Raw genomic sequence first — 21,540 nt, forward strand, 5'->3', positions numbered from 1 at the left:
GACGCCCCTCGGGGTTAGAGCACCTTGGAGAGGAACGCCTGCGTGCGGGCGTGCTGCGGGTTACTGAGCACCTCGGTGGGGTCACCGGATTCCACGACCACGCCGCCGTCCATGAACACGAGCGAGTCGGCGACCTCTTTGGCAAAGCCCATCTCGTGGGTGACCACGATCATGGTCATGCCCTCACGAGCGAGGTTCTGCATCACGTCAAGAACCTCACCGACGAGCTCGGGGTCGAGCGCACTGGTTGGCTCATCGAAGAGCATGAGCTTGGGCTGCATGGCGAGCGCCCGGGCAATCGCCACCCGCTGCTGCTGCCCGCCGGACAGGTGCGCCGGGTAGTAGTCGGCACGGTTGGCCAGACCGACCCGTGCCAACAGGGCACGCGCATTGGTCTCAACGGCGGCCTTGTTCAGGCCCTTGACCCGAATCGGCGCCTCCATCACGTTCTGCAGCGCGGTCATGTGCGGAAACAGGTTGAAACGCTGGAAGACCATGCCGATGTTGCGACGCTGCAGCGCGGCGGCCTTCGGATGCATCTCGTAGAGCTTGCCCCTGCTCTCCGTGTACCCGATGAGTTCACCGTCGACGCTGAGCCGACCCGCTGACACCACCTCCAGATGGTTGATGCAGCGCAGGAACGTGGACTTGCCCGAACCACTCGGCCCGACGAGGCACATCACCTCGCCCCGCTTCACCTCGAGCGAAATGCTCTTGAGCACCTCGTTCGAGCCGAAGCTCTTGGAGACCGCCTCGGCGACCACCATGGGAACGTCTTCGGTCGATGGTGGCCCTGCCGTGGCGGTCATCGCACGTCTCCGTTGTTGTTGTTGTTGTTGTTGGGCGGGTTCTCTGGCATCTTCGGCGGGAGGACCACTGTTGCCTGTCCGCCACCGACGACCGGCACTATTCCGGTGAGGGCGCCCGTGGCCTCATCTGCCTTGCGATCGGGACGCCGGTCCCCGATGCCGCGCGCGAAGCGCTTCTCCAGGAAATACTGACCGACCATGAGGATCGAGGTGAAGAACAGGTACCAGATCGACGCCACAATGAGTAGCGGAACCGGGTTGAACGTGACCGCCGATATGTCCCGCGATCGCGTGTACAGCTCAAGCGTGAACGGAATGGCCGTCACGAGCGACGTGGTCTTGAGCATCGAAATGACTTCGTTGCCGGCGGGGGGAATGATGACGCGCATCGACTGCGGAATGACAACGCGTGTCATGGTCTGCGCCCAGCTCATGCCGAGGGCGGTCGCGGCTTCTTCCTGGCCGCTGTCGACAGCCAGCAGGCCAGCGCGCACGATCTCCGCCATGTAGGCCGCTTCGTTGAGCGCCAGTCCGATGATGGCGAGCACAAAAGCACTCATCGCGACCCGGGTGGGGTACGACGCCCACGGTTCCGTGAACGGCAGGCCAATGTCAATGGTCTGGTAAATCGTTCCAACCAGGCCCCAGAACGTGAGTTGCACGTAGACCGGGGTACCGCGGAAGACCCAGAGGTATATCCAGGCGATGCTATTCACGACGGGGTTCGGCGAGAGGCGCATCACCGCGAGGGTCACACCCAGGATGATGGCGATCACCATGCTGTAGACGGTGAGCTGCAGGGTGACGAATGCGGCCTGCGAGATGCGCTGGTCGAACAGGAACTTGCCGACGGACGGCCAGTCGTAGGCGGGCCGCTGCGCCGCGTCGATCACGAAGAGGGCCACGAGTAGCAGCAGGACGACGGCGAAGACGTTTCGCCACGGATGCCGAAGGCGGATCGCCTTGATTCCGGGCGTAGGTTCTGCGCCGTTCGGCGGGGTCCCCGCCGAACGGTTCACGACTGTGTCAGACATCGATTAGCCGTTGGCCGCGGCGTTGATCGTGATGGTGTCGAGGCCGCCGTCGGTGACGCCCCAGGCGTCAAGGATCTTGGCGTACGAACCGTCATCGACCATGGACTGTAGCGCGGCCTGCACGGCCTTGGTCAGCTCAGAATCCTTGTTGACCACGATGCCATAGGGGGCAACATCGAAGCTCTCTCCAGCAGCCTCCAGCTTGCCCTCGGTCTTGGAGATGGCGTAGAGCGTCACCGGGGAGTCGGCACTGAGCGCATCCGCTTTGCCCAGAACGACGGCGTTGGTCGCCTCGTCCTGTGAGGTGTAGGGCAAGACGTCGATGGCGGGCTTACCGGCCGCGGCGCAGGCCGCATTCTTGGCGGGCAGCTCGTCGGTGTCTTCCACCGTGTTCGACTGCACGGCAACGGTGAGGCCACAGGCATTATTGGGGTCGACATCACTGCCGGCCTTGGCCGCCCACAGGATTCCGGCGTTGAAGTAGTTGACGAAGTCAACCTGCTTCTCGCGCTCCAGATTGTCGGTGAACGACGACTCGCCAATGTCGACGGTGCCTCCGGTGATGCTGGGGATGATGTTGTCGAAGTCGGCGATCTGGTACTTCGGTTCGAGGCCCAGCTTGCCGGCAATGGCATTGGCGAGGTCAATGCCCCAGCCGATGGGCGCGCCGGCATCATCCTTGAACTCGTTGGGCGGGTAGGCCGCGTCCGTTCCGATCCGAAGGGTGCCTGAGCTCTTGATGTCGGCGGGCAGCAGCGCAACGGCGGCGGCGTCGGGAGCGACGGTCGCGGCCTCCGTTGATCCGCCGGCGCTCGGCGTCGAGTTGTCAACACAACCGGTGAGCAGGAGGGCGGCCACGGCAGCAAAAGCCGGGATTACGTATCTGGCACGCATTAGGAGTCCTTCGTTGTGATCTGGAGATGGGTTTCGTCATTGAAGCCGTGACAAGATGCGACAGGGACGAGCCTATAACACCGCTGTACGGCGATTTCGTGCGTCAGGAGCGGGTATACACCCATTTTGAAGCGTCATGACGAATGTGTTGCGCAAATTTGAGCGTTTCATGAAGAACAGACGGATTTGACCGCACCGTAGAGGAGCGTGATCTGCCCACGCACATCACGATGCCGTACCGCCTCATTTTGACACTCTTTGCCCCTTTCCCCACTTCTCCCTCTGGAAACGATGCAGTTTTCGACTGAAACGCACGTTTCCACGCGTAAACGTGCGTTCTTCGCCGCGATCTCCGTCGCCGGCGACGTGCGCTCCGGGTAGTCCGCGACCGCTGCGGACAGCAGGTCGCGTGGTACTGACGACCCCCCGTGAGCGGCAGGCTGGCGGGCGGGGATACTGTCGGCCGTGCGCGCGATGCTGTCCCGGTTTCGGGCGACCCGGGCGCGTGTGCCCGCGTCGAGGAACGTCCCGTGCGGTGCTGTGCTGCGAGGTAGCCAGGTGAGCTCGCAGCCGGGCGACAGCGTGCCAGTGGCGGTATCCGTTCCGCTCGAAGGCACGGCGAGCGTGACCTGCGAATGACCGGGCTGAGGCAGTGGGATGCCGCGACGGGGCAATCGTTCGCCCGGGGAAACGCCATCGCGTCTGCGCCCGCGAACCGGGCGGCTACCCGCTTAGACTCAGGTGGTGAGCAGCTACATAAGTCTTCTGAAAACGCCGGGCGTGGCCCGCCTGATCGGCGCCCAGCTGACAGCTCGATTCCCGTTCGGGATGCTCTCCCTCGCCTTCCTCATTCACATCGAGCGACTGTTTGACTCCTACACGGCCGCCGGACTGGTACTCGGCGCCATGAGCATCGGCCAGGCCGTCGCCGGCCCGCTCACCAGCCGGCTCATGGGTCGCTGGGGTATTCGCCCGGTGATCATCGTGACGCTCGTCGTCTGCGCCATCTCGATCATTGCCATGGCCGTCGTGCCCATGGGTATTCCCCTCCTGATGATCATCGGCCTCGTGTCTGGTCTCGCAACCCCGCCCATCCAGCCGGCGGTGCGCACCATCTACCCCAAAATTGTCAACTCCCGCCAGCTGACGCCACTCTTCTCGCTGGATGCTTCGGCGCAGGAGATCATCTGGGTACTCGGCCCGGTGATCGCCACGTTCGTCGCCATTCAGGTGAGCACCGTCGCCGGGATCCTGCTCGCGGCCGTCTTCCTCATCGGTGGCGGCATCTGGTTCCTCGTGCTGCCCGAAGTCGGACGCGTTCGCGTCCCCCGCAGCCGACGCAAGCTCGGCGTCGTACTCAAACGGCCTGCCGTTCTGCTGAGCACCGTCGTGGGGTTCATGCTCGTGGCCGCGTGCGCGGCCCTGGAGGCGGGCATCGTGGCCGCATTCGGGCACGGCAGCATCAACTCGGGTTGGATTCTCTGCATCTTCGGCGTGGGTTCGCTCATCGGTGGACTCGCACTCGGGCACCTGCCGATCGGCCCGTGGGCACTCGCGAGCCGCATGCTCATCGTGACCCTTGGCATGGGCCTCGCCGGCCTGTGGCTGAATTTCGGCTGGCTCGCCGGCACCCTGCTGCTCGCCGGAATCGGCGTCGCCCCCGCCTTCGCGGTGCTGTTTGGAATCGTCTCGGCGAGCGTGAAGTTCAGCGACACGGCGGAGGCCTACGGCTGGATCGGCACCGGCCAGCTGATCGGAGCCGCCATGGGTTCGGCCTTCGCCGGCTTCGCAATCGATCAGTCCGGAGCCGCCGCGGCGATATTTCTCGCCGCTGGTTTCGCGGGCGTGGGCTGCGTTATCCCGGCGCTCGGGCGCCGCTGGCACCCCGATCTGCGCGGCCGGGACCCGAGCCCGATCCCCGACACCGAACCGATCCAGGTTCAGGTCTCCTAGCGTTCCGACCCGGGTAACCTGCGACGATAGAGGATGACCTCTTCCCCGCTCCTGACGCTCAACGATGGCCGTTCAATCCCGCAGCTGGGACTCGGCGTGTACAAGGTCGCCGATGACCTCGCCGCGGACACGGTGCGGGTCGCCCTTGAGGCCGGGTACCGGCACGTGGACACGGCAGCGCTCTATGAGAACGAAGTTGGCGTGGGGCAGGGCATTGCCCGGGCGGGGCTCCCCCGCGACGACGTGTTCGTGACGACAAAGGTCTGGAACGACCGCCACGGCTACGACGAGACGCTGCGCGCCTTCGACGAGAGCCTGGACAAACTCGGCCTGGACTACGTGGACCTGTACCTCATCCATTGGCCCGCTCCCCGGCAGGACCGCTATATCGACACCTACTGGGCGCTCGAAACCCTCCGCGCCGACGGGCGCGCACGCTCCATCGGCGTCTCCAATTTTCACACCCACCACCTTGACCGGCTGCTTGCCGAGACCGAGGTCGTGCCGGTGATCAACCAGGTGGAGTTGCACCCGTGGCTGCCGCAGGCGGACGTGCGCAGCTATGACGCGGCCCACGGCATCCTGACCGAGGCCTGGTCGCCGCTGGCCCGCGGCCGTGCCGTCGGCAACGACACCCTCGATCGCATCGGCGCGAAGTATGGAAAGTCGGCCGCTCAGGTCGTGATTCGCTGGCATCTCGAGCTGGGCAACGTGGTCATTCCCAAGTCGGTGACGCCGCAGCGCATTCGCGACAACCTCAACGTGTTCGACTTCGCGCTCGATGCGGACGATCTCGCCGCGATTGCCGCGTTCGATTCCGGCGAACGCACCGGGAAAGACCCGGATCTGCTCGACTAGGCCCGAAAACTACCAGCGCGGGTGGATCGCCTCGCGCAGCAGGCGGTCATAGATGTCTTGAACGCCCTCGTTGAACTCGTGAGCGAGCGGCTCGGCGACCCCGACGGCGGCGTTTCCCAGCGCTTGTGCCACCGAGCGGGCACCCGGGATGACGGCACTCACGCCGTCGATCTGCGCCACCCACGCGAGCGCGGCCTGGGCGGCCGTGCTCCCGACCGGCGCGAGCGCCGCGAACTCGGTGGCCGCCTGTAGCCCCACCTCGAAGTCCACGCCGGAGAACGTCTCCCCCACGTCGAAGTGACTTCCATCACGGTTGAAGTTGCGGTGGTCAGATTCGGGGAACACCGTCGCCTCGGTGTACGTGCCGGTGAGGAGTCCGCTCGCAAGCGGCACCCGGGCAATGATGCCAACGCCAGCCTCGCGCGCGGCCGGGACGACGGCGTCAAGCGGTTTGAGCCGGAAGGCATTCAAAATGATCTGGACCGTAGCGACCCCGGGCCGCTTGATGGCGGCAAGCGCCTGCTCGCAGGTCTCAACGCTCACGCCGTAGCCGGCGATGACCTGCTCGGCAACGAGCGTATCGAGGGCGTCGTACACCTCGTCGGATGCGATCACGGCCGACGGCGGGCAGTGCAACTGCACGAGGTCGAGGGTGTCAGTGCCGAGGTTGCGGCGCGATCGGTCGGTCCACTCGCGAAAGTTCGCGAGCACGTAGTTTTCCGGCACCTGATCGAGGCGCCGACCCATCTTGGTGGCCACGGTAACCTCGTCACCCGGTGCGTCGGTGGCAAGAAAATGCCCGATCAGGCGTTCACTGCGCCCGTCGCCGTAGACATCGGCCGTATCGAAAAAGGTGACACCGGCGTCAACGGATGCCGCAAGCACGCCGAGCGCATCGGCATCCGCTACCGCGCCCCAATCCCCGCCCAACTGCCAGGTGCCGAGGCCGATGACGGATACTTCACGACCGGTTCGTCCCAGAATTCGTGTGTGCATGACTCAAGCCTATTCGGACCGTGTCCGTCGGCGCTGCAGTAATTTTCTGCGGTTTCGGGCCATCACGAGTCGCCGCATGCTGAAGATGCCGCGCTAGTGAGACGTGCCCGGCGAGAGTCAGGCCAGCAGCGGAGTCAACTCGAGGGCGCCGCCATGCAGTAACGCGACGAGGTCGACCGGTTGTTGGATGCGCGAGTGCGGTGCCGAGCCACACAGCCCGCCGATGAGCAGCCCCGCGCTGTCCCGTATCGGCACTGCGATGCACGTGTAGCCCACGCGCATCCCGTCACTCTGACGTGCGTAGCCGAGTTCGGCGATTTCGGCGAGCGCTTCCGGTCCGCCCCACTCATCGCGAGAGCCACGAGCCGGAGTCGCTCGGCATCGATCGCGTTCAAACAAGAGCAGCCGCCCCATGGCCGAGGCCGGCATACTGCCCGAATGGTGCGCCTGATCGCTCGGTGGAAAATCCGGGTCACCGTCGATAATGCGCACGCAGTCGTTCTCATAACGCACGAGGTGGATTCCCCCGCGTATTCCACCGCGCAGCCGCTCCATGATCACCCGCACGGCCTCGGGCGGAAGAGAAACGGTCGGGGTCACGAGCCGGGCGAATTCGACGACCCTGCGACCCAGGGCAAAACCGCTCAGGTCGGGGGTGCGTACGAGGTATTCGTCTTCCACGAGCACGTTCAGCAAGCGATATGCGGTCGCGCGGGCCAGAGTGAGGTTATCGGAAATCTGCCGAGCGGTGACCCCGGCCCCGCAACGCGCCACTTCTTCGAGAACGGTTAAGGCATTGTGGATGGCTTTCGGTTGCCGAGGATGCAGCCCCAGCGATTCAGGCCGCACGATCACGATCCGCCGAGTACGTCGGCCCCAACCGGCTCATCGTAGAGTCCCACCGTGTGCCGCCGCCACGGCCGGCCGCCGTGCCGCACGGCAAAAAGCGCCCCGCCGAACATCATTACCCCGATAAAGACCCAGACGCCCGCCCGGCGCTCCGTCGCCAACTCAACGACGAGAAAGGTGACGAGTACCACTGTCAGCAAGAGGACGGCGGCACCAGCGCGCAGGCACGGACCGACCGTCAGCTCTCCGATCCGCCACAGGAACACGACTGCTGCAATGCTTGCCAGAATGTACGCGACGATATAGCCGCCCGCCGCAACGACGAGCAGAATCTCCATCGCATGCCACACACTTCCAGCGAGCCAGATGGCACCGACGAGAACGCCGCTCAGCAGCGGCACCACCGCGACGAGGGCGACCACGGGCGTGCGGAACCGGGGGTGGGTGCGTCCGAACGCGCTGGGCAGCATCCCCTCACGCCCCATCGAGAAAATCACCCGTGTCAGGGCGGTGATCGAAGCCAGGGCGCAGGCAAAGAACGAGGTCGCAATACTGACGTCGAGCAGGAGCCCGATGCCGTCGATGCCGAAGGCCGCCGCCAGGTCGTTCACCGGAGAACCACTCGATTGGAGGTCACGTCCGAGGGCCGCAAAGCCAACGAGCTGACTGAACGAGGCCACCAGGTAGAGCAGGCCCGACGCGATCACCGTGCGCAGGATCGCGCGTGGAATGTGGGCGAGTGGCCGTCGCGCTTCAGCACCGAGTGTTGAGGCGCTCTCGAAACCAACGAAGGCGGTGAGAGCGAGAGCGGAACCCACCGCGAACATTCCCGGTGACGTTTCACCGAGGCTCAACACGGACCAGTCGATGCCCGGGCCGACCTGGTAAAGCAGCGCGCCGATCAGAAACAGAATGATCACGACCGAGAATGATTCGATCACGAGTGTCACCCGGCTGGAGAGACGGATGCCGCGCCGTAACACGAGGAGGCACAGCCCGGCCATTCCGACGACGATGCCGGCGACGAAAAAATGCGATTCAGCCAGGTTCGGCCACAATCGGCCGACCAAGATCTGCAGGTAGTAGCCGGCCCCGGCGAGCGCGAACATCGCGATGAAGCCATAGCCCACGAGTAACGCGAGACCGGTGACGAAGGATGCCGTGCGCCCGAGGCCGCGGGAGACAACGGTATAGAGGGACCCGGTCGATGCGACCCTCCGGGTGAACTGGTTGACCGTGGTGGCCACGAGCAGTGACAGCAGCATCGCTCCGGCCAGTGCCCACACGGGGGCACCGCCGGTAGAGGCGATGAGCAGGGGAATCGTCGTGGCGGCCGCCGATGGCGCGACGGCCGAAACCGACTGCGCGAAGACATCCAGAAAGCCGACACTCCGACGATCAAGACCGTAAACCGGTGAGCGAGAACCAAACCCCGTCACGCGCTCGGGGTCTTGAATCGCCCGCGCGAGTGCAGTCATCCAGCCACACCTGCCCATCGCGGTCCCCGCACGGGAGCGGGTACCACTCACAGTAGCCGCGTCGCATTGCGTGTCTGATTCCGTCATGTTTCGAACGTGTGCAGCCAACTGAGACACCGAAGACTGTGGTGTCTCAGTAGGCGGCGCAGAGGTTTTACCGCGCTGAGATGGCGACGCAACAGCGGCTCGGCAGGATGAGTTCAACCTGTTCCCCGCACCCTGAACCTCGGAGATGCTATGACCGCTTTGTCACAAGCCCCCACCCGCGCGGACTCCCCCGCCGCCGAACGGTCGCTGACCGGATCGCTCGGCACCGCAGCCATTGTCATGATGGTGGTCGCCGCCGCCGCGCCGCTCACCGTTGTCGGTGGAGCCGCCCCGCTGGGCATTCTGCTCGGCAACGGTGTTGGTTTTCCGGCGATGTACGCAATCTCAGCAGTCGTGCTGTTTCTGTTCGCTGTCGGCCTCTCGGCGATGACCCGGCATGTTCCGAAGCCGGGCGCATTCTTCACCTTTGTCGGCTACGGTCTGGGGCGACCGGCCGGCCTCGCCACGGCATTTCTTGCCCTGCTCACCTACACCGCCATCCAGGTCTCGGTGCACGGCTACGTCGGCTACATTCTCTCGGTCACCGTGACAGGGCTGGGCGGCCCCGATCTGCCCTGGTATCTGTACTCCCTCGCAACGATTCTGCTGGTCGGTATTCTCGGGTACCGTCACATCGATCTGAGCTCGAAGGTTCTCGGGGTGCTTTTGGTCGCCGAGGTCGCGATTGTTCTGGCCCTGGTTGCCGCCGTGACTTTTTCGGGTGGCCCTGAGGGGCTCTCGCTCGCTCCATTCGAGCCAAACAACGTACTGTCCGGTTCGCCCGGCATCGGCCTGATGTTCGCCATCGCCGCTTTCATCGGCTTCGAAGCGACCGCAATCTTTCGCGACGAGGCCAAGGACCCGGCGCGCACGATTCCCCGCGCCACGTACATCGCCGTGATCGGTATCGGCGTCTTCTATACTCTTGCCTCGTGGTCACTGGTCATGGCGTGGGGTCCGAGCGGTGTTCTCGCCCAGGCAGCAGAAGACCCGGGGGCGATGATCCTGATCACGACGCTCAAATTCCTCGGCCCGATCGGCGAGGTGATTATGAACGTGCTTCTGATCACGAGCATGTTCGCCTGCGTCCTGTCGTTTCACAACGTCATCACCCGCTACCAGCACTCCATGTCAAACGCGAAGGTGCTCCCCGACGTGCTCGGTTCCGTGCACCACAAGCACTTCGCCCCCCACGTGTCGTCGGTCGTGCAGACCACGACGGCGGCCGTACTCGTCGCCATTTTCGCTGTGCTCGGCCTCGACCCGGTACTTGAAGTCTTCACCTGGTTCGCCGGCGTCGCCACCCTCGCCATCGCCATCCTGATGGCCATCACGAGCCTCGCCGTGATCGTGTTCTTCGCCCGTACCGGCACCGACAAACGCATCTGGAACACCAAGATTGCTCCGGCACTCGGGCTGATCGGGCTTGCCGGTTCGGCCGTCGTCATCGCCGTGAACTTTCCGATGCTCGTCAGCGATGTGAATGCCGACGGCGCTCCCGCCTTCGGAATGGTCAGCGCTGTGCTTCTCGGGATCATCGTGCTCTTCCCTGCGATCGGCCTCGTTCAGGCCGCTGTGCTCAAGCGCACCGACCGGGTTGCCTACGACAACATGACGGAGGCGATCAGCGGATAGCCGACAACCGCCCAGACCACCTGCACTCGCTCATCCGCACCATTTCAGGAGAACGCATGACCATCACCGATCTTGACCTGTCCACACACGCGCCGACGCCCGGCGACCCGACGCATCCGCTGTCGAGCCTGAACGCGGCCGAGTTCACGGCCGTTCGCGACATCATCACCAGCTCAACCAGCTTCACCGAGACCACCCGCTTCGTTTACGTTGGCCTCGAAGAGCCGCACAAACGCGACGTGCTCGCCTGGCAGGCGAAAACCGCTCCGCGACCGGAGCGCCGGGTGCGGGTTATGTTGCTCGACATGACCACGGGGCATTCCACGGACAATGTCGTGTCGCTCGCCACCGGTACGATCGTTTCAACTGCGGTGCTCGATGGTTCGACCGGTCAGTTGCCGGTGCTGATCGCGGAATTCGACGCCATCGCCGACATCGTCGCCGAAGACCCTCGCTGGGTTGCCGCCCTCGAGGCCCGTGGAACGAGCATCACCGAGGTCGTCGTGGTGCCCTTGTCTGCGGGATACTACGACTACCCCGAAGAAATCGGCCGACGCATCGTGCGCGTGCTCGCGTTTCGTCAGGGCTACCCCGAAGATCACCCGTGGGCGCACCCGGTCGACGGGCTCAGCGCGTACGTTGACACGGCCCGTCGCACGATCACCCGACTGATCGACTCGGCCGTGCTCGAGATTCCCGCCGAAAGCGGCAACTTCGACGACCCGGCCGTGCAGGGTGCCCCTCTGACCACCCTCAAACCGATCGTTATCACCCAGCCGGAGGGGCCGAGCTTCACCGTGGACGGCGAGTGGGTCAGCTGGGCGAACTGGAAGTTCCAGGTGGGCTTCGATACCCGAGAAGGCCTCGTGCTACGTCAGCTCTCCTTCACCGATGCCGGCGAAGAACGGCCCATCATCTACCGAGCCTCGATCAACGAAATGCTCGTTCCCTATGGCGACCCGTCACCCGTGCGGTTCTGGCAGAACTATTTCGACACCGGAGAATATCTCTACGGTCGGTTCACGAACTCTCTCGCGCTCGGCTGCGACTGCGTCGGGGAGATCAAATACTTCGACGCCGTGCTCGCCGATGAACTGGGCAATCCGTTCACGATCAAGAACGGCATCTGCATGCACGAGGAGGACGTGGGCACCCTCTGGAAGCACGGCGATATGTTCACCGGTTCCAACGAGGTCCGGCGCCAGCGCCGCCTGGTGATCAGCTTCTTCACCACCGTCGGCAACTACGACTATGGCTTCTACTGGTATCTCAGCCTCGACGGAACGATCGAGTGCGAGGCCAAACTCACCGGCGTGCTTTTCACCTCGGCTTACCCCGGCGTGGCGAGCCCGACTGCGACGGATGAGCCCGGCACCGACTACCCGTATGCCAGCGAGGTTGCACCCGGCCTCGGCGCGCCGTACCACCAGCACCTGTTCAGCGCCCGCCTCGACATGATGGTCGACGGGATCTCGAATGCCGTCGATGAGGTCGATGCGCAACGACTGCCCATGGGCCCAGGAAACGAGCACGGCAACGCGTTCACCAAGAAAGTGACGCGGCTGGGCAGCGAGCTGGAGTCTGGGCGGGTGGCCGACGCATCCGTTGCCCGGGCCTGGCACATTGTGAACACCGAGAAGACCAACCGTCTCGGCCGTCCGACCGGTTATGTACTCTACCCCGAGGCGGCGCCGACGCTTATGGCCGACGCTGGCTCGAGCATCGCCACGCGTGCCGAGTTCGCCACGAAACACCTGTTCGTCAGCCAGTACGATCCGGCCGAGCAGTATGCGGCGGGCGACTTCGTGCACCAGAATCCGGGCGGGGACGGCGTCACGAAGTACATCGCCGGTGACCGTTCGATCGACGGCGAAGACATCGTGTTGTGGCACACGTTCGGTCCGACGCACTTTCCCCGGATCGAGGACTGGCCGGTCATGCCGGTGGACTATGCCAGGTTCACTCTCAAGCCGTACGGCTTCTTCGGAAAGAACCCGGCCATGAACATTCCGGCGAATGAGCCCACCGAGCACTGTTCCACCGGGGGTGCCGTTCACGCGTGCGCTGGCGACCAGTAGACCGGTAAGGCGATGACCCTCGACCTGCTTCGCGGGCTCATGCTCGCCGCGGTCGGGGTGAATGCCTGCTGCCTCCTCGGCAGCAGGCATTCTCGCAACACCGTGACGATCGTATCGACAGTGCTGATGACTGCGGCGATGATCGACGTGAGTTTTGCCCTCCTGGGCATTCCACCACTTGCATGGACGTGCCTGCTCCTGGCCTGGAGCATGCTCTGCGCCGCAGCGCTGCGGCGTCGGACGGCAAATACGGCCACGCCAACGTCAACACACGCCGGTAACCACCAGCTGCACCACCTGCTCGGCCTCATTGTGCTGGGCGGGCAGTTGGCGGGACATCCCGCAGCAGCGACTGCGGTACGTACCGGGGCGCATTCCCACTCGTCATCCCTATTGCTGGCAGTTGTCGTTGCCGGAGCAGCGGCCTACACCCTCTGGTCGCTCGCCTTGCTGCTGCACACGCGGCAGCCCCGCTCGGAGCGGGGCGCCCTCGCGAGCATGTCCGCCATGACCGTCTGCATGGGGCTGATGCCCTTTCTGTGAATGACGGGCGCCACCCAAACCCCCAATCTGCTCCCGCTTCGCGGCCGTCAATCGTTTTCCGGGACTCAAACGGGTTAGATGGATTAAACGACAAATTGAGGGAGCACTCATGGCACACGTCTACCCGATCGTGACCGTGCCCGACCTCACCGGGACCCTGACCGTGATCACCGGCGCGAACAGCGGTCTCGGCTTCGGACTCACCTCCCGGGTCGCTGCGGCCGGCGGCGAGGTGATCCTCGCCGTACGCAACCTCGAGAAGGGTGAAGCGGCGATCGCTCGGATTCGCGAGCAGACTCCGACGGCAAGCCTCAGCCTGCGTCGCCTTGACCTGGCCAGCCTCGCCAGCGTCGCCGAATTCGGCGCCCAGTTATCCAGCGAAGGCCGCCCGATCAACGTGCTCATCAACAACGCCGGCATCATGATGGCGCCCCAGCGAAACACGACCGAAGACGGTCTGGAACTGCAGTTCGGCACCAATCACCTCGGTCATTTCGCTCTCACCGCGCACCTGATGCCTCTGCTGCGCTCCGCCGGAACCAGCCGCGTTGTGAGTCTCTCGAGCCTCATCGCCCGTTCGGGGCGCCTCGACTTCAACGACCTGCAGGGCATTCGCTACTCGCCGACGCGCGCCTACGGGCTCTCGAAGCTGGCCACGCTCATGTTTGCGCGAGAGCTCAACCGCCGCAGCGTCGCTGCCGGGTGGGGAATCCGCAGTATTGCCGCCCACCCGGGCGCAACGCTGACGAACCTGCAGGTGACCGGGCCCACCCATGGCGGGGCCTCCGCACGCCTCATGCGGGGCTTCATCGGGGCGACGCGGGGCGTTGGCTGGATGTGGCAGCACATTCCAGAGGGCATCCTCCCCGCCCTCTACGCCGCGACCGACCCGCACGCGGCCGGCGGAGGCTTCTACGGACCCGATGGTTTCGGCGAGCTGACCGGCGGCCCGGCCCCCGCACGCATTCCCGCACGCGCACTCAACGACGCCGACGCCGAGCGGCTGTGGCGCGCCTCGGAGCACCTCACCCGCATGGAGTTTCCGCACAACGTTCCCGTCTGACCCGAGCCTCGGGGCGTGGGCTCCCCGGCACGATTCAGCTGCTGCCGGTCGCCGGTTCCGCAGCACGGTCGGGGTCTGCGGTATCCGCTTCGATGACGCGCACGAGAACCCGCGCGAGGCCCCGGCGAATGATGTGGTCGTTCGCCTCGACGCGGTGCATGGTGACATGGCGCATGCGCTCGATCACGGTGAGACTGCCGGGGGCGATGAACTGGTCGAGCGCGCCGTAGACCACGTCGACGGGCAAGTGCAGGCTCGCGACGTCGCTCACGACGGTCTGCGACTCGATGCAGTGCTCGAGCGATTTGACGAACGGCGTCCACGTCTTCGTGGTGATCTGGAAGACGCCCCTGGGCAGCAGGCGCGAGATGATCGCGGCGTTGGCGAGCGTGAAATCCCGGTTGGTTCGCAGATAGTCGTAGGCACGCAGGTAGGCCGCGACCCTGGCGCGTACGCGCGCATCACCGATGTCTTGCGGAGACGTGTAGACCGGAGGTCCGACGAGCACGAGCCGGCGTACCGGCCCCTGGCGAGCGAGCCGATTCCAGAGGGATCTCCCGGTGCCGCGCCGGTTCAGAGCGGCGTAGCGGGTGCCGATGAGGCTTCCAAGCGAGTGCCCGACCAACAGGAAGGGCTCGTGAATCTTCAGTGAGCGGATGGTCGCGGCCAGCGCTCGCACATGATCCTCAAGCCGATACTCACACCCGTCCGGTGCCGGCGACTCCCCGAAACCCAGGATATCGATGGCGATAACCCGATGTTGTGTCACGAGAAGCGGGATCACGTCTTGAAATGTCACCGACGAGGAGGCGATCCCGTGAACGAGGATAACGACGGGGCCGGAACCCTGATCCGCCGCAATGTGCAGGATCGGCGTACGGCGGAAGGATGGACGGAAGGGCCGATCCTGCCGGCTACCCACCGTCCACCTCTTCATGTATTAAGTATCGTTGCGAAGTTCATTTTTGTAGTCATTCTTCGCCTTGGTGGCGTCGCGTTCGGCCTCGGCCTGCTTCACCTTGGCGTCGGCCTTGCCCTCCTCGACCCTGTCTTCAACCGTGTCGCGAGCGTCGTCGACCGCACGACCAATCCTCTTACCGGTGGCGTCGAGCGCATCCTTGGCGTCGTCTACGATTCCCATGGGTTCCTCCCAGATATACGAGTTGCAGTGGACAGTGGTGCTGCCGTCTACGCGTGAGCGTGGCCGACCCAATGACCATACTTCGAGACACCCAATCGAGTCTGAATTGTGATGCGTCTCCCAGAAATCGGGCAGACACGGGCGCTCCCAAGGGGAATACTTTAAATATGAGACGATCCTGGACACGCACCGGAGCACTGACCGCGGTCGTTCTCACGGCGCTTCTCCTAGCCGGCTGCACCGCCAATGGCGGCGGCTCCAGCAGCCCCAGTGAAGGCGGCGCGCCAAATGTGGGCGTGATCGAGCCGGGGGTCAGAGACGAAACCACAGGCTTCGCCGCTGACGGAATGACCAGCGAGGTGAAGACGTCCAATCGCGACGTTGTGACGACCGGGTCGGTGTCGATAACCGTGCCGGACCCGATCAAGTCCGCCCAGTCGGCTGTGACCCTCACCGAGCAGGCCGGCGGCCGGGTGGATTCCCGAAACGAGATGCCCGCGACCGACAACCAGGCGGCGAGCGCAACACTGAGGCTGCGCATCCCCGCGGATGCCCTCGATCACACGCTCATCGAGCTCAAGGCGCTCGGCACGGTGAATTACGTGTCACTCAATGCCACCGACGTGACCCAACAGACCAAAGACCTCGACGCGCGGATCACCGCGCTGCAGACGTCGGTTGACCGGCTCCTCTCCCTCATGAGCGCCGCAAGCGACACCACCGACCTGATTACAATCGAGGACGCACTGTCCAGCCGGCAGGCAGACCTGGAGAGCCTGATCTCGCAGCGCAACCTGCTCGCGGACCAGATCGACTACTCCACGATCACGCTGGATCTCTATGAGGACGGCATCGTGGCCCCCGGTGCCCCCGGCGATTTCTGGAGCGGGGTCGTCGCGGGCTGGCTCGCCCTCGTCAACACGGTCGGGGCGGTCGTCGTGGCCCTCGGCGTGGCTCTTCCCTGGATCGGCGCGATCGTGATTGTGGGGCTGATTGTGCTCCTGATCGTGCGCTTGTTCACGCGGAGGCGCAACGCTGCGTAGGCTTGGCTAGTGCTTGAGTTTTCCTTATCTGTACCCCTGCCCGCGGCGAGTCGCGCGCACACTGATCTTGTCGGTTCCGCCGTGGCGTTCAGCCACTCGGGCGCTGCCCGATGAACGACCTCACCGGGGCCATTCCGCTCGATCACGCGGCCTACACGCGAGCGGTCCTCGACCTCACTATGCGCCTCGCCGAGGTGATCTTCACCGCCGGTGCTGGTGCGGAAGACGCGACCGCTGCGATGGAAGCACTCACCCGGGCCTACGGCCTCAAGGGCACGGACGCGAACATCACGCACACGATCATCACGCTCACGATGGAAGACCAGTCCACCCACGAGTCCATCACCCGCAGCCGAAACGTGAAGTACCGCACGCTCGACTACACCAAGCTCACTCTCACGTCTGAGTTGATCGCCGAGCTCATCGAGCACCCGGTGGACATCGCAGAGGCCCGCAAACGCCTCGCCATCATCGTCAGTTCGAAGCCGCAGGTCACCGTGCGCTACCGCCGCCTCGGCTGGAGCATCGTCGGTTTCGGCGCCGCAGCGCTGATCGGTGGTGGCCCGGTCGTGATGATCGCGGCCTTCATCGCAACCTATTTCATCGACCTCATCACGTCGACCCTCGCGAACCGTCAGGTTCCCCTGTTCTATCAGACGGTCGCCGGCGGGGCCATCGGCCCCCTGTCCGCCGGGGTCGTGCATTTCATCGAGCCCACGGCCAATTCCTCGATCGTCGTGGTCGCGACGATCATCATGCTCCTGGCCGGGGTCACGACGTTCGGCGCCGTACACGACACCCTCTCGGGCTTCTACCTCACGGGAACCGCTCGAATGGTGGAGGCCGTACTCATCACCGGCGGGCTCGTCACCGGTGTGGCCGGAGCATCGTTGTTCGTGAGCCGCTTCGGACTCGACCTCAGTGTGGAGTCGCGCTGGCAGCCGACGTTCCTTGACCTGCCCCTGCTGCTGGCGGCATCCGTCGTGATCGTCATCGGATTCGCTCTTGCGGTTCAGGTGCCGTGGCGTGCCTTCTGGGTCGTGTGCCTGCTCGGCGCCCTCGCGGAATTCCTCTACCTGCTCGGCGCCCTCGCGGGTTTCGGCCTGGTGTGGGCCTCGGGGATCAGCGCGATCGGCGTGGGCCTCGCGGCCTCGGTCGCCGCGCGCCTGGTGCGGACGCCGCCGCTCGTCATCGTGGTCACGGCCCTCGTGCCGCTCGTTCCAGGACTGATTCTATTTCGGGGGCTGCTCCAGCTCTCCAACGGCGATATCAACGGACTGCTGAACCTGTTGACAGCCGCCGCGGTGGCGCTCGCCCTCGCAGCCGGCGCCATCCTGGCCCAGTACGTCGTTCAATACGTGTGGGGCCCCGCACGGCGCCTGCAACGACGGTTCGTGGGACCGCTCATGGCCCTGCCGGTTCGTTTGAGTCGTACCGGCGCCAAGCGCATCTAGCCGGGTCAGTTCGGAACGTCGGGTTCGGGGTCGGCCTCGACGTCGGTCTCCTCGTGGAACCGGTACGGAACCGGCTCCTCGGTCTCGTGACCGCGCCGGTAGCTGCGCATGATCACGTTGCCGTCATCCACGGCCTCAAGAACGACGGAATCCTGATACTCGCCGTCCACGTATTCGAGGTCGAGTTCCAGGCCGCCCGCGATGGGGTTGGGGCCGTACAGAACGGCCCTGTAGGTGGCGATACCAGTCATGGTCCCTCTTCCTTCTCGTGCGCCCTGTGCTGATCAGGGGCGCCGCGTGCACCGCCAGCATACGACGACGACAAGCGGATGCACAGGGTCATTTTCAGCCACTTCGGGATTCAGTGCCTTTCATCAGTGTTTTCCTTGGAATGCAGTGGTGTCGGCCAGGTCGTTTCCGCGTATTCTTCATGTGACGGGTCCGCAAGGCTCACTGCGAAGGAGTGCACATGGCTGACAAATCACCAAAGAAAGATGCGACCAAGAAGGTCGCTGACAAGTCGCTGAAGGAGAAGAGGGCCGACAAGAAGGCCAAGTCTGAAGAGACCGCCTCCCGGGCTCGTAAGAGCTAGGTTCTTTCTCCCTGACATAGCATCGAAGGTGTCGCCACGCTTGTGGCGGCACCTTTTTGTTGTCCTGCCCCACTGAAAGGCCCGTCATGCTCCCCGTTGAAGACACGCTCGTCACCTATCCCTCGGGCGCTGTCGAGACCGCCGCAACCGTCGCGCACGTGCGAGACCTCACCGATGGGCGACGCGCGGTTCTGCTCGATGTGACCAGCGTGCACCCGGTCGATGCCGGTTGGCCTGACCAGGGCGCCGACCGTGCCGTGCTCCGCTCCGGCACCGACGAGATCATCGTGCTTGACTGCGTCGTGGGTGCCACCGACGGGGCGGACCTGTACCTTGGGCGCGACATCCCCGTGGGCAAGGGCACCGAGGGCTGGGCCTTCGTGGTGGTGCACATCGTCGTCGGCGACTGCGCCCTGGCCGAGGGCGATTCGGTTGCCACCAGCGTCGACGTGGGATTCCGTGCGCGCACATCAGCCGGACACACGGCCTGCCACCTCGCGTCGCTCGCTCTCAACCTCGCGGTCGCCGACCGCTGGAAGAAGGAGCCGCGCTCCGACGCGCTCGGCACCCCCGACTTCGACGGCACCGCCATCGACGTCTCGCTGATCACCGAGAACACGTCCACCGATACGTATCGGCTCGGCAAGTCGCTGCGTAAAAAAGGGTTCGTGACCGGGGGACTCGAAGAGGCCCTCCCCACGATCGAGCGTTTCATCAACGCAACACTCGCCACATGGGTCGCAACGGATGCCGCGGTGCACATCGATCGCGACGGCGACCGTCTCACGGACCGTCGTTACTGGGCCTTGGACCTTCCGGGCCAGACCCTCCGCATTCCATGCGGGGGCACGCACGTGAGCGCACTCAGCGAACTCGGCTCCCTGCGCGTGATCCTTTCAATGCAGGACGTGGAGGGCACGAACGTGCTCACGATGGTGACACGCGTCGGCTGAGGCCCCCGGTACACCTGCACCCGAGGCGGCTCGGCGAGCCGGGCTCAGATGCAATCGCGCGGGATCGTGGTGTTCCACGTCTTGGACATCACCCGCCGTCCACCCTCGAAGGCGTCGAGTTCGGCGTAGAGGTGAAAATCGGTGGGCGTCGAGCTGAGCACCGTTCTCGTTCTCGTATGCACCTTCCAATCGCCGCGCTCGAACTGCATGGTCCAGTTGGTCTCGCCGCGAACGGAGTTGAAATCCGCCCCGACAAAGCTGTACCGTTCGTCCACCCGGCGCGTGACGAGCAGGTCGATGTCGCGGAAGTGCACCACGCCGAGGTCTTTGACCACGGTCAGGGCCGCCGACAGGTCGACGAGGTTCCGGGAGACGTGCCAGACCTGCTCGCCGGGTTGCTTCTGGGTCACGGCAATCGGCGCGGCCCCTTCCGCCTCGTCGAAGCGCGGCACCGGGTCCGCGGCGTCGACGCCGACCGGGCGTACAGGCAGTATCAGGCAGCTCTGGCCGGGGTCGACCGTCAGCCGCACCGATTCCGGCGGCGGCCAGACCAACGGCCAATACGACGTCGAGAGCGAGATCCGCAGCCGATGCCCCGCGGGGAACGCCTGCGCCATTCCGTTGAGTTGCACCGTGACCCTGTGGCGTTCACCTGGTTCCAGCGGCTGGGGGGCATCCGAGCCGCCGTAGTGGTTCAGGTTGCGCATGCCATAGCTGACCCGGGTCGCCTCGCCGTCTGGTGCGACATCGGACAGCCGCACGGCCACCATGGCGACCGGACGATCGGCGGAGAGCACGAGCTCCACGAGGGGCGCTCCGAGCACCTCCAGGCGTTCGGACAGCGGGTCGCTGTCGAAGACCATCGAGCCGCCGTCCTCCTCGCGCTGGTCGTATGGCATGTCCGGAGGGGCGTTGTAGGAACACCATTTTCCCGCGAACTGCCCCACCGACAGCGGCGACTGCACCGTCAGCTCCGTGCTGGGCTCCGGGGACTCCCCCGGCCCGGCGATCCGGTGAAGTCCGAGCGGGTAAAACGTCTCAACGATGCGCGGGCTGGGCCAGCTCGGCTCGCCCACCCAGCGCCCCGGGCGATGTTTGTAGCTGGTCGCGGGGCGTACCGTGTCCTGCATCCAGATGGTCAGCGCCGGGCCGTCCATCGCGCCGTTGTCACGCTTATCCTTCAGCCAGTGGTCCCACCAGATGACGGCCTCCTGCAGGAACCCGATCGGCGGGCCGGGTTGGCCCTGGTGCGGGTATTTGTGACTCCAGGGGCCGATTAGGCCCCGGACCGGGCTGTGGAGTCCCGAGAGCAGTCGGAACACCGCGTTGGAGTACCCGTCGGCCCAGCCGCTCACGGCGAGCACCGGGCATTCGATCGCGGAGTAGTCCTCTTTGACAGAACCGCGCCGCCAGTACGCGTCGCGGCGTTGGTGTCGCAGCCACGGCTCGAGCCACAGCCCGCTGTGCCGGAGCCGACCCAACCAGATTTCGCGCCAGCGATCACCGACGATTACCGGATCGGGCGGGCAGGAGGTGTAGGCGAACATCGTCGAGGCCCAGGACAGGTTGTCGCTGAGCAGACAGCCGCCCATGTAGTGCACGTCGTCGGCGTACCGGTCGTCGGAGGAACAGACGGTGATGATGGCGCCCAGCCCCGGCGGCCGACGCGCGGCGACTTGCAGGGCGTTGAACCCTCCCCACGAGATCCCCATCATCCCGGTACGCCCTGTGCACCACGGCTGCGCCGCCATCCACGCCAGCACTTCCTCGGCGTCGCAGAGCTCCCGCTCGAGGTATTCGTCGGTGAGCACCCCCTCGGAGTCGCCGCTGCCGCGCAGGTCGACGCGTAGGCAGGCGTAGCCATGGCCGGCCATGTACGGATGGTTGATGGAGTCCCGCTGCGCGGTGAGGTCGCGTTTGCGGTACGGAATCATCTCCAGCACCCCGGGCACGGGCTCGCGCCCCGAGAGAACGGGGCGCCACAGGCGTGCGGAAAGCCGGACGCCGTCGGACATGGGAATCCACAGGTGTTCGATTTCCTCGACCTCGTGGGGCAAGGTGGTGACGGTACGCATCCGGC

The 21,540-nt window shown here is 65.0% G+C and carries 20 protein-coding genes; 10 read left to right on the top strand and 10 right to left on the bottom strand.

The window, feature by feature from the left end:
• Window positions 1-14: 14 nt before the first annotated feature.
• From EDD25_RS05140 to EDD25_RS05150, 3 genes are read right to left on the bottom strand one after another with little or no spacing between them, the layout of a single operon-like run.
• A complete protein-coding gene (locus EDD25_RS05140; protein WP_277871664.1) occupies window positions 15-809 on the bottom strand; it encodes an amino acid ABC transporter ATP-binding protein in 795 nt (264 codons plus the stop codon).
• Entirely contained in the window at window positions 806-1,843 is a 1,038-nt protein-coding gene (locus EDD25_RS05145) for an amino acid ABC transporter permease (protein WP_134172334.1), read from the bottom strand. The genes EDD25_RS05140 and EDD25_RS05145 overlap by 4 nt, the downstream gene beginning before the upstream one ends.
• A gap of 3 nt (window positions 1,844-1,846) precedes the next feature.
• The gene (locus EDD25_RS05150) at window positions 1,847-2,737 is read right to left on the bottom strand and encodes an ABC transporter substrate-binding protein (RefSeq protein ID WP_134172335.1); all 891 of its coding nucleotides are present in this window, start codon (window positions 2,735-2,737) and stop codon (window positions 1,847-1,849) included.
• A gap of 744 nt (window positions 2,738-3,481) precedes the next feature.
• Between EDD25_RS05150 and EDD25_RS05155 the strand changes: the two genes are divergently transcribed.
• On the top strand, window positions 3,482-4,690 hold the full coding sequence (locus EDD25_RS05155; protein ID WP_134172336.1) for an MFS transporter: 1,209 nt from the start codon (window positions 3,482-3,484) through the stop codon (window positions 4,688-4,690).
• Window positions 4,691-4,723: 33 nt separating this feature from the next.
• Window positions 4,724-5,548 (top strand): aldo/keto reductase, encoded by an 825-nt coding sequence (locus tag EDD25_RS05160; RefSeq protein ID WP_134172337.1) that lies wholly within the window; start codon window positions 4,724-4,726, stop codon window positions 5,546-5,548.
• A gap of 9 nt (window positions 5,549-5,557) precedes the next feature.
• Here the strand turns inward: EDD25_RS05160 and EDD25_RS05165 are convergent, their stop codons facing one another.
• The 3 genes from EDD25_RS05165 to EDD25_RS05175 form a co-directional block, all read right to left on the bottom strand.
• The gene (locus EDD25_RS05165) at window positions 5,558-6,544 is read right to left on the bottom strand and encodes an aldo/keto reductase (RefSeq protein ID WP_134172338.1); all 987 of its coding nucleotides are present in this window, start codon (window positions 6,542-6,544) and stop codon (window positions 5,558-5,560) included.
• A 117-nt stretch (window positions 6,545-6,661) separates the two neighbouring features.
• Window positions 6,662-7,393 (bottom strand): IclR family transcriptional regulator, encoded by a 732-nt coding sequence (locus EDD25_RS05170; RefSeq protein ID WP_198418830.1) that lies wholly within the window; start codon window positions 7,391-7,393, stop codon window positions 6,662-6,664.
• Window positions 7,394-7,395: 2 nt separating this feature from the next.
• Window positions 7,396-8,871: an APC family permease gene (locus EDD25_RS05175; RefSeq protein ID WP_134172340.1), complete on the bottom strand. Its 1,476-nt coding sequence runs from the start codon at window positions 8,869-8,871 to the stop codon at window positions 7,396-7,398.
• A gap of 237 nt (window positions 8,872-9,108) precedes the next feature.
• Here EDD25_RS05175 and EDD25_RS05180 point away from each other — a divergent pair, with 237 nt between their 5' ends.
• From EDD25_RS05180 to EDD25_RS05195, 4 genes are all read left to right on the top strand, one after another.
• Window positions 9,109-10,593: an APC family permease gene (locus tag EDD25_RS05180; RefSeq protein WP_134172341.1), complete on the top strand. Its 1,485-nt coding sequence runs from the start codon at window positions 9,109-9,111 to the stop codon at window positions 10,591-10,593.
• 56 nt (window positions 10,594-10,649) lie between these two features.
• The gene (locus EDD25_RS05185; RefSeq protein WP_134172342.1) at window positions 10,650-12,671 is read left to right on the top strand and encodes a primary-amine oxidase; all 2,022 of its coding nucleotides are present in this window, start codon (window positions 10,650-10,652) and stop codon (window positions 12,669-12,671) included.
• Window positions 12,672-12,683: 12 nt separating this feature from the next.
• On the top strand, window positions 12,684-13,214 hold the full coding sequence (locus EDD25_RS05190) for a hypothetical protein (RefSeq protein ID WP_134172343.1): 531 nt from the start codon (window positions 12,684-12,686) through the stop codon (window positions 13,212-13,214).
• Between the two features lie 109 nt (window positions 13,215-13,323).
• Window positions 13,324-14,277, top strand: coding sequence for an SDR family oxidoreductase (locus EDD25_RS05195; protein ID WP_134172344.1), 954 nt, complete (start codon window positions 13,324-13,326; stop codon window positions 14,275-14,277).
• A gap of 34 nt (window positions 14,278-14,311) precedes the next feature.
• Here the strand turns inward: EDD25_RS05195 and EDD25_RS05200 are convergent, their stop codons facing one another.
• Both EDD25_RS05200 and EDD25_RS05205 read right to left on the bottom strand, forming a co-directional pair.
• Window positions 14,312-15,214, bottom strand: a complete 903-nt coding sequence (locus EDD25_RS05200) for an alpha/beta fold hydrolase (RefSeq protein ID WP_134172345.1) — start codon at window positions 15,212-15,214, stop codon at window positions 14,312-14,314.
• A gap of 3 nt (window positions 15,215-15,217) precedes the next feature.
• Window positions 15,218-15,418 (bottom strand): hypothetical protein, encoded by a 201-nt coding sequence (locus EDD25_RS05205; protein WP_134172346.1) that lies wholly within the window; start codon window positions 15,416-15,418, stop codon window positions 15,218-15,220.
• A gap of 167 nt (window positions 15,419-15,585) precedes the next feature.
• Between EDD25_RS05205 and EDD25_RS05210 the strand changes: the two genes are divergently transcribed.
• Both EDD25_RS05210 and EDD25_RS05215 read left to right on the top strand, forming a co-directional pair.
• Window positions 15,586-16,461 carry a DUF4349 domain-containing protein gene (locus EDD25_RS05210; protein WP_166671200.1) on the top strand — a complete coding sequence of 292 codons (876 nt, stop codon included), beginning with the start codon at window positions 15,586-15,588 and terminating at the stop codon, window positions 16,459-16,461.
• A gap of 110 nt (window positions 16,462-16,571) precedes the next feature.
• A complete protein-coding gene (locus EDD25_RS05215; RefSeq protein WP_134172348.1) occupies window positions 16,572-17,915 on the top strand; it encodes a threonine/serine exporter family protein in 1,344 nt (447 codons plus the stop codon).
• 5 nt (window positions 17,916-17,920) lie between these two features.
• On the opposite strand, the gene EDD25_RS05220 is transcribed toward EDD25_RS05215, so the two are convergent.
• Complete coding sequence (locus EDD25_RS05220) at window positions 17,921-18,166, bottom strand: hypothetical protein (protein WP_134172349.1); 246 nt, start codon at window positions 18,164-18,166, stop codon at window positions 17,921-17,923.
• A gap of 218 nt (window positions 18,167-18,384) precedes the next feature.
• Between EDD25_RS05220 and EDD25_RS18145 the strand changes: the two genes are divergently transcribed.
• Both EDD25_RS18145 and EDD25_RS05225 read left to right on the top strand, forming a co-directional pair.
• Window positions 18,385-18,507, top strand: a complete 123-nt coding sequence (locus EDD25_RS18145) for a hypothetical protein (protein WP_255408738.1) — start codon at window positions 18,385-18,387, stop codon at window positions 18,505-18,507.
• An 86-nt stretch (window positions 18,508-18,593) separates the two neighbouring features.
• Window positions 18,594-19,460 carry an alanyl-tRNA editing protein gene (locus EDD25_RS05225; RefSeq protein WP_134172350.1) on the top strand — a complete coding sequence of 289 codons (867 nt, stop codon included), beginning with the start codon at window positions 18,594-18,596 and terminating at the stop codon, window positions 19,458-19,460.
• Between the two features lie 44 nt (window positions 19,461-19,504).
• On the opposite strand, the gene EDD25_RS05230 is transcribed toward EDD25_RS05225, so the two are convergent.
• On the bottom strand, window positions 19,505-21,535 hold the full coding sequence (locus tag EDD25_RS05230) for a CocE/NonD family hydrolase (protein ID WP_134172351.1): 2,031 nt from the start codon (window positions 21,533-21,535) through the stop codon (window positions 19,505-19,507).
• Between the last annotated feature and the right edge of the window lie 5 nt (window positions 21,536-21,540).

Source organism: Cryobacterium psychrophilum (genome assembly GCF_004365915.1).
Taxonomy (GTDB): Bacteria; Actinomycetota; Actinomycetes; order Actinomycetales; family Microbacteriaceae; genus Cryobacterium; species Cryobacterium psychrophilum.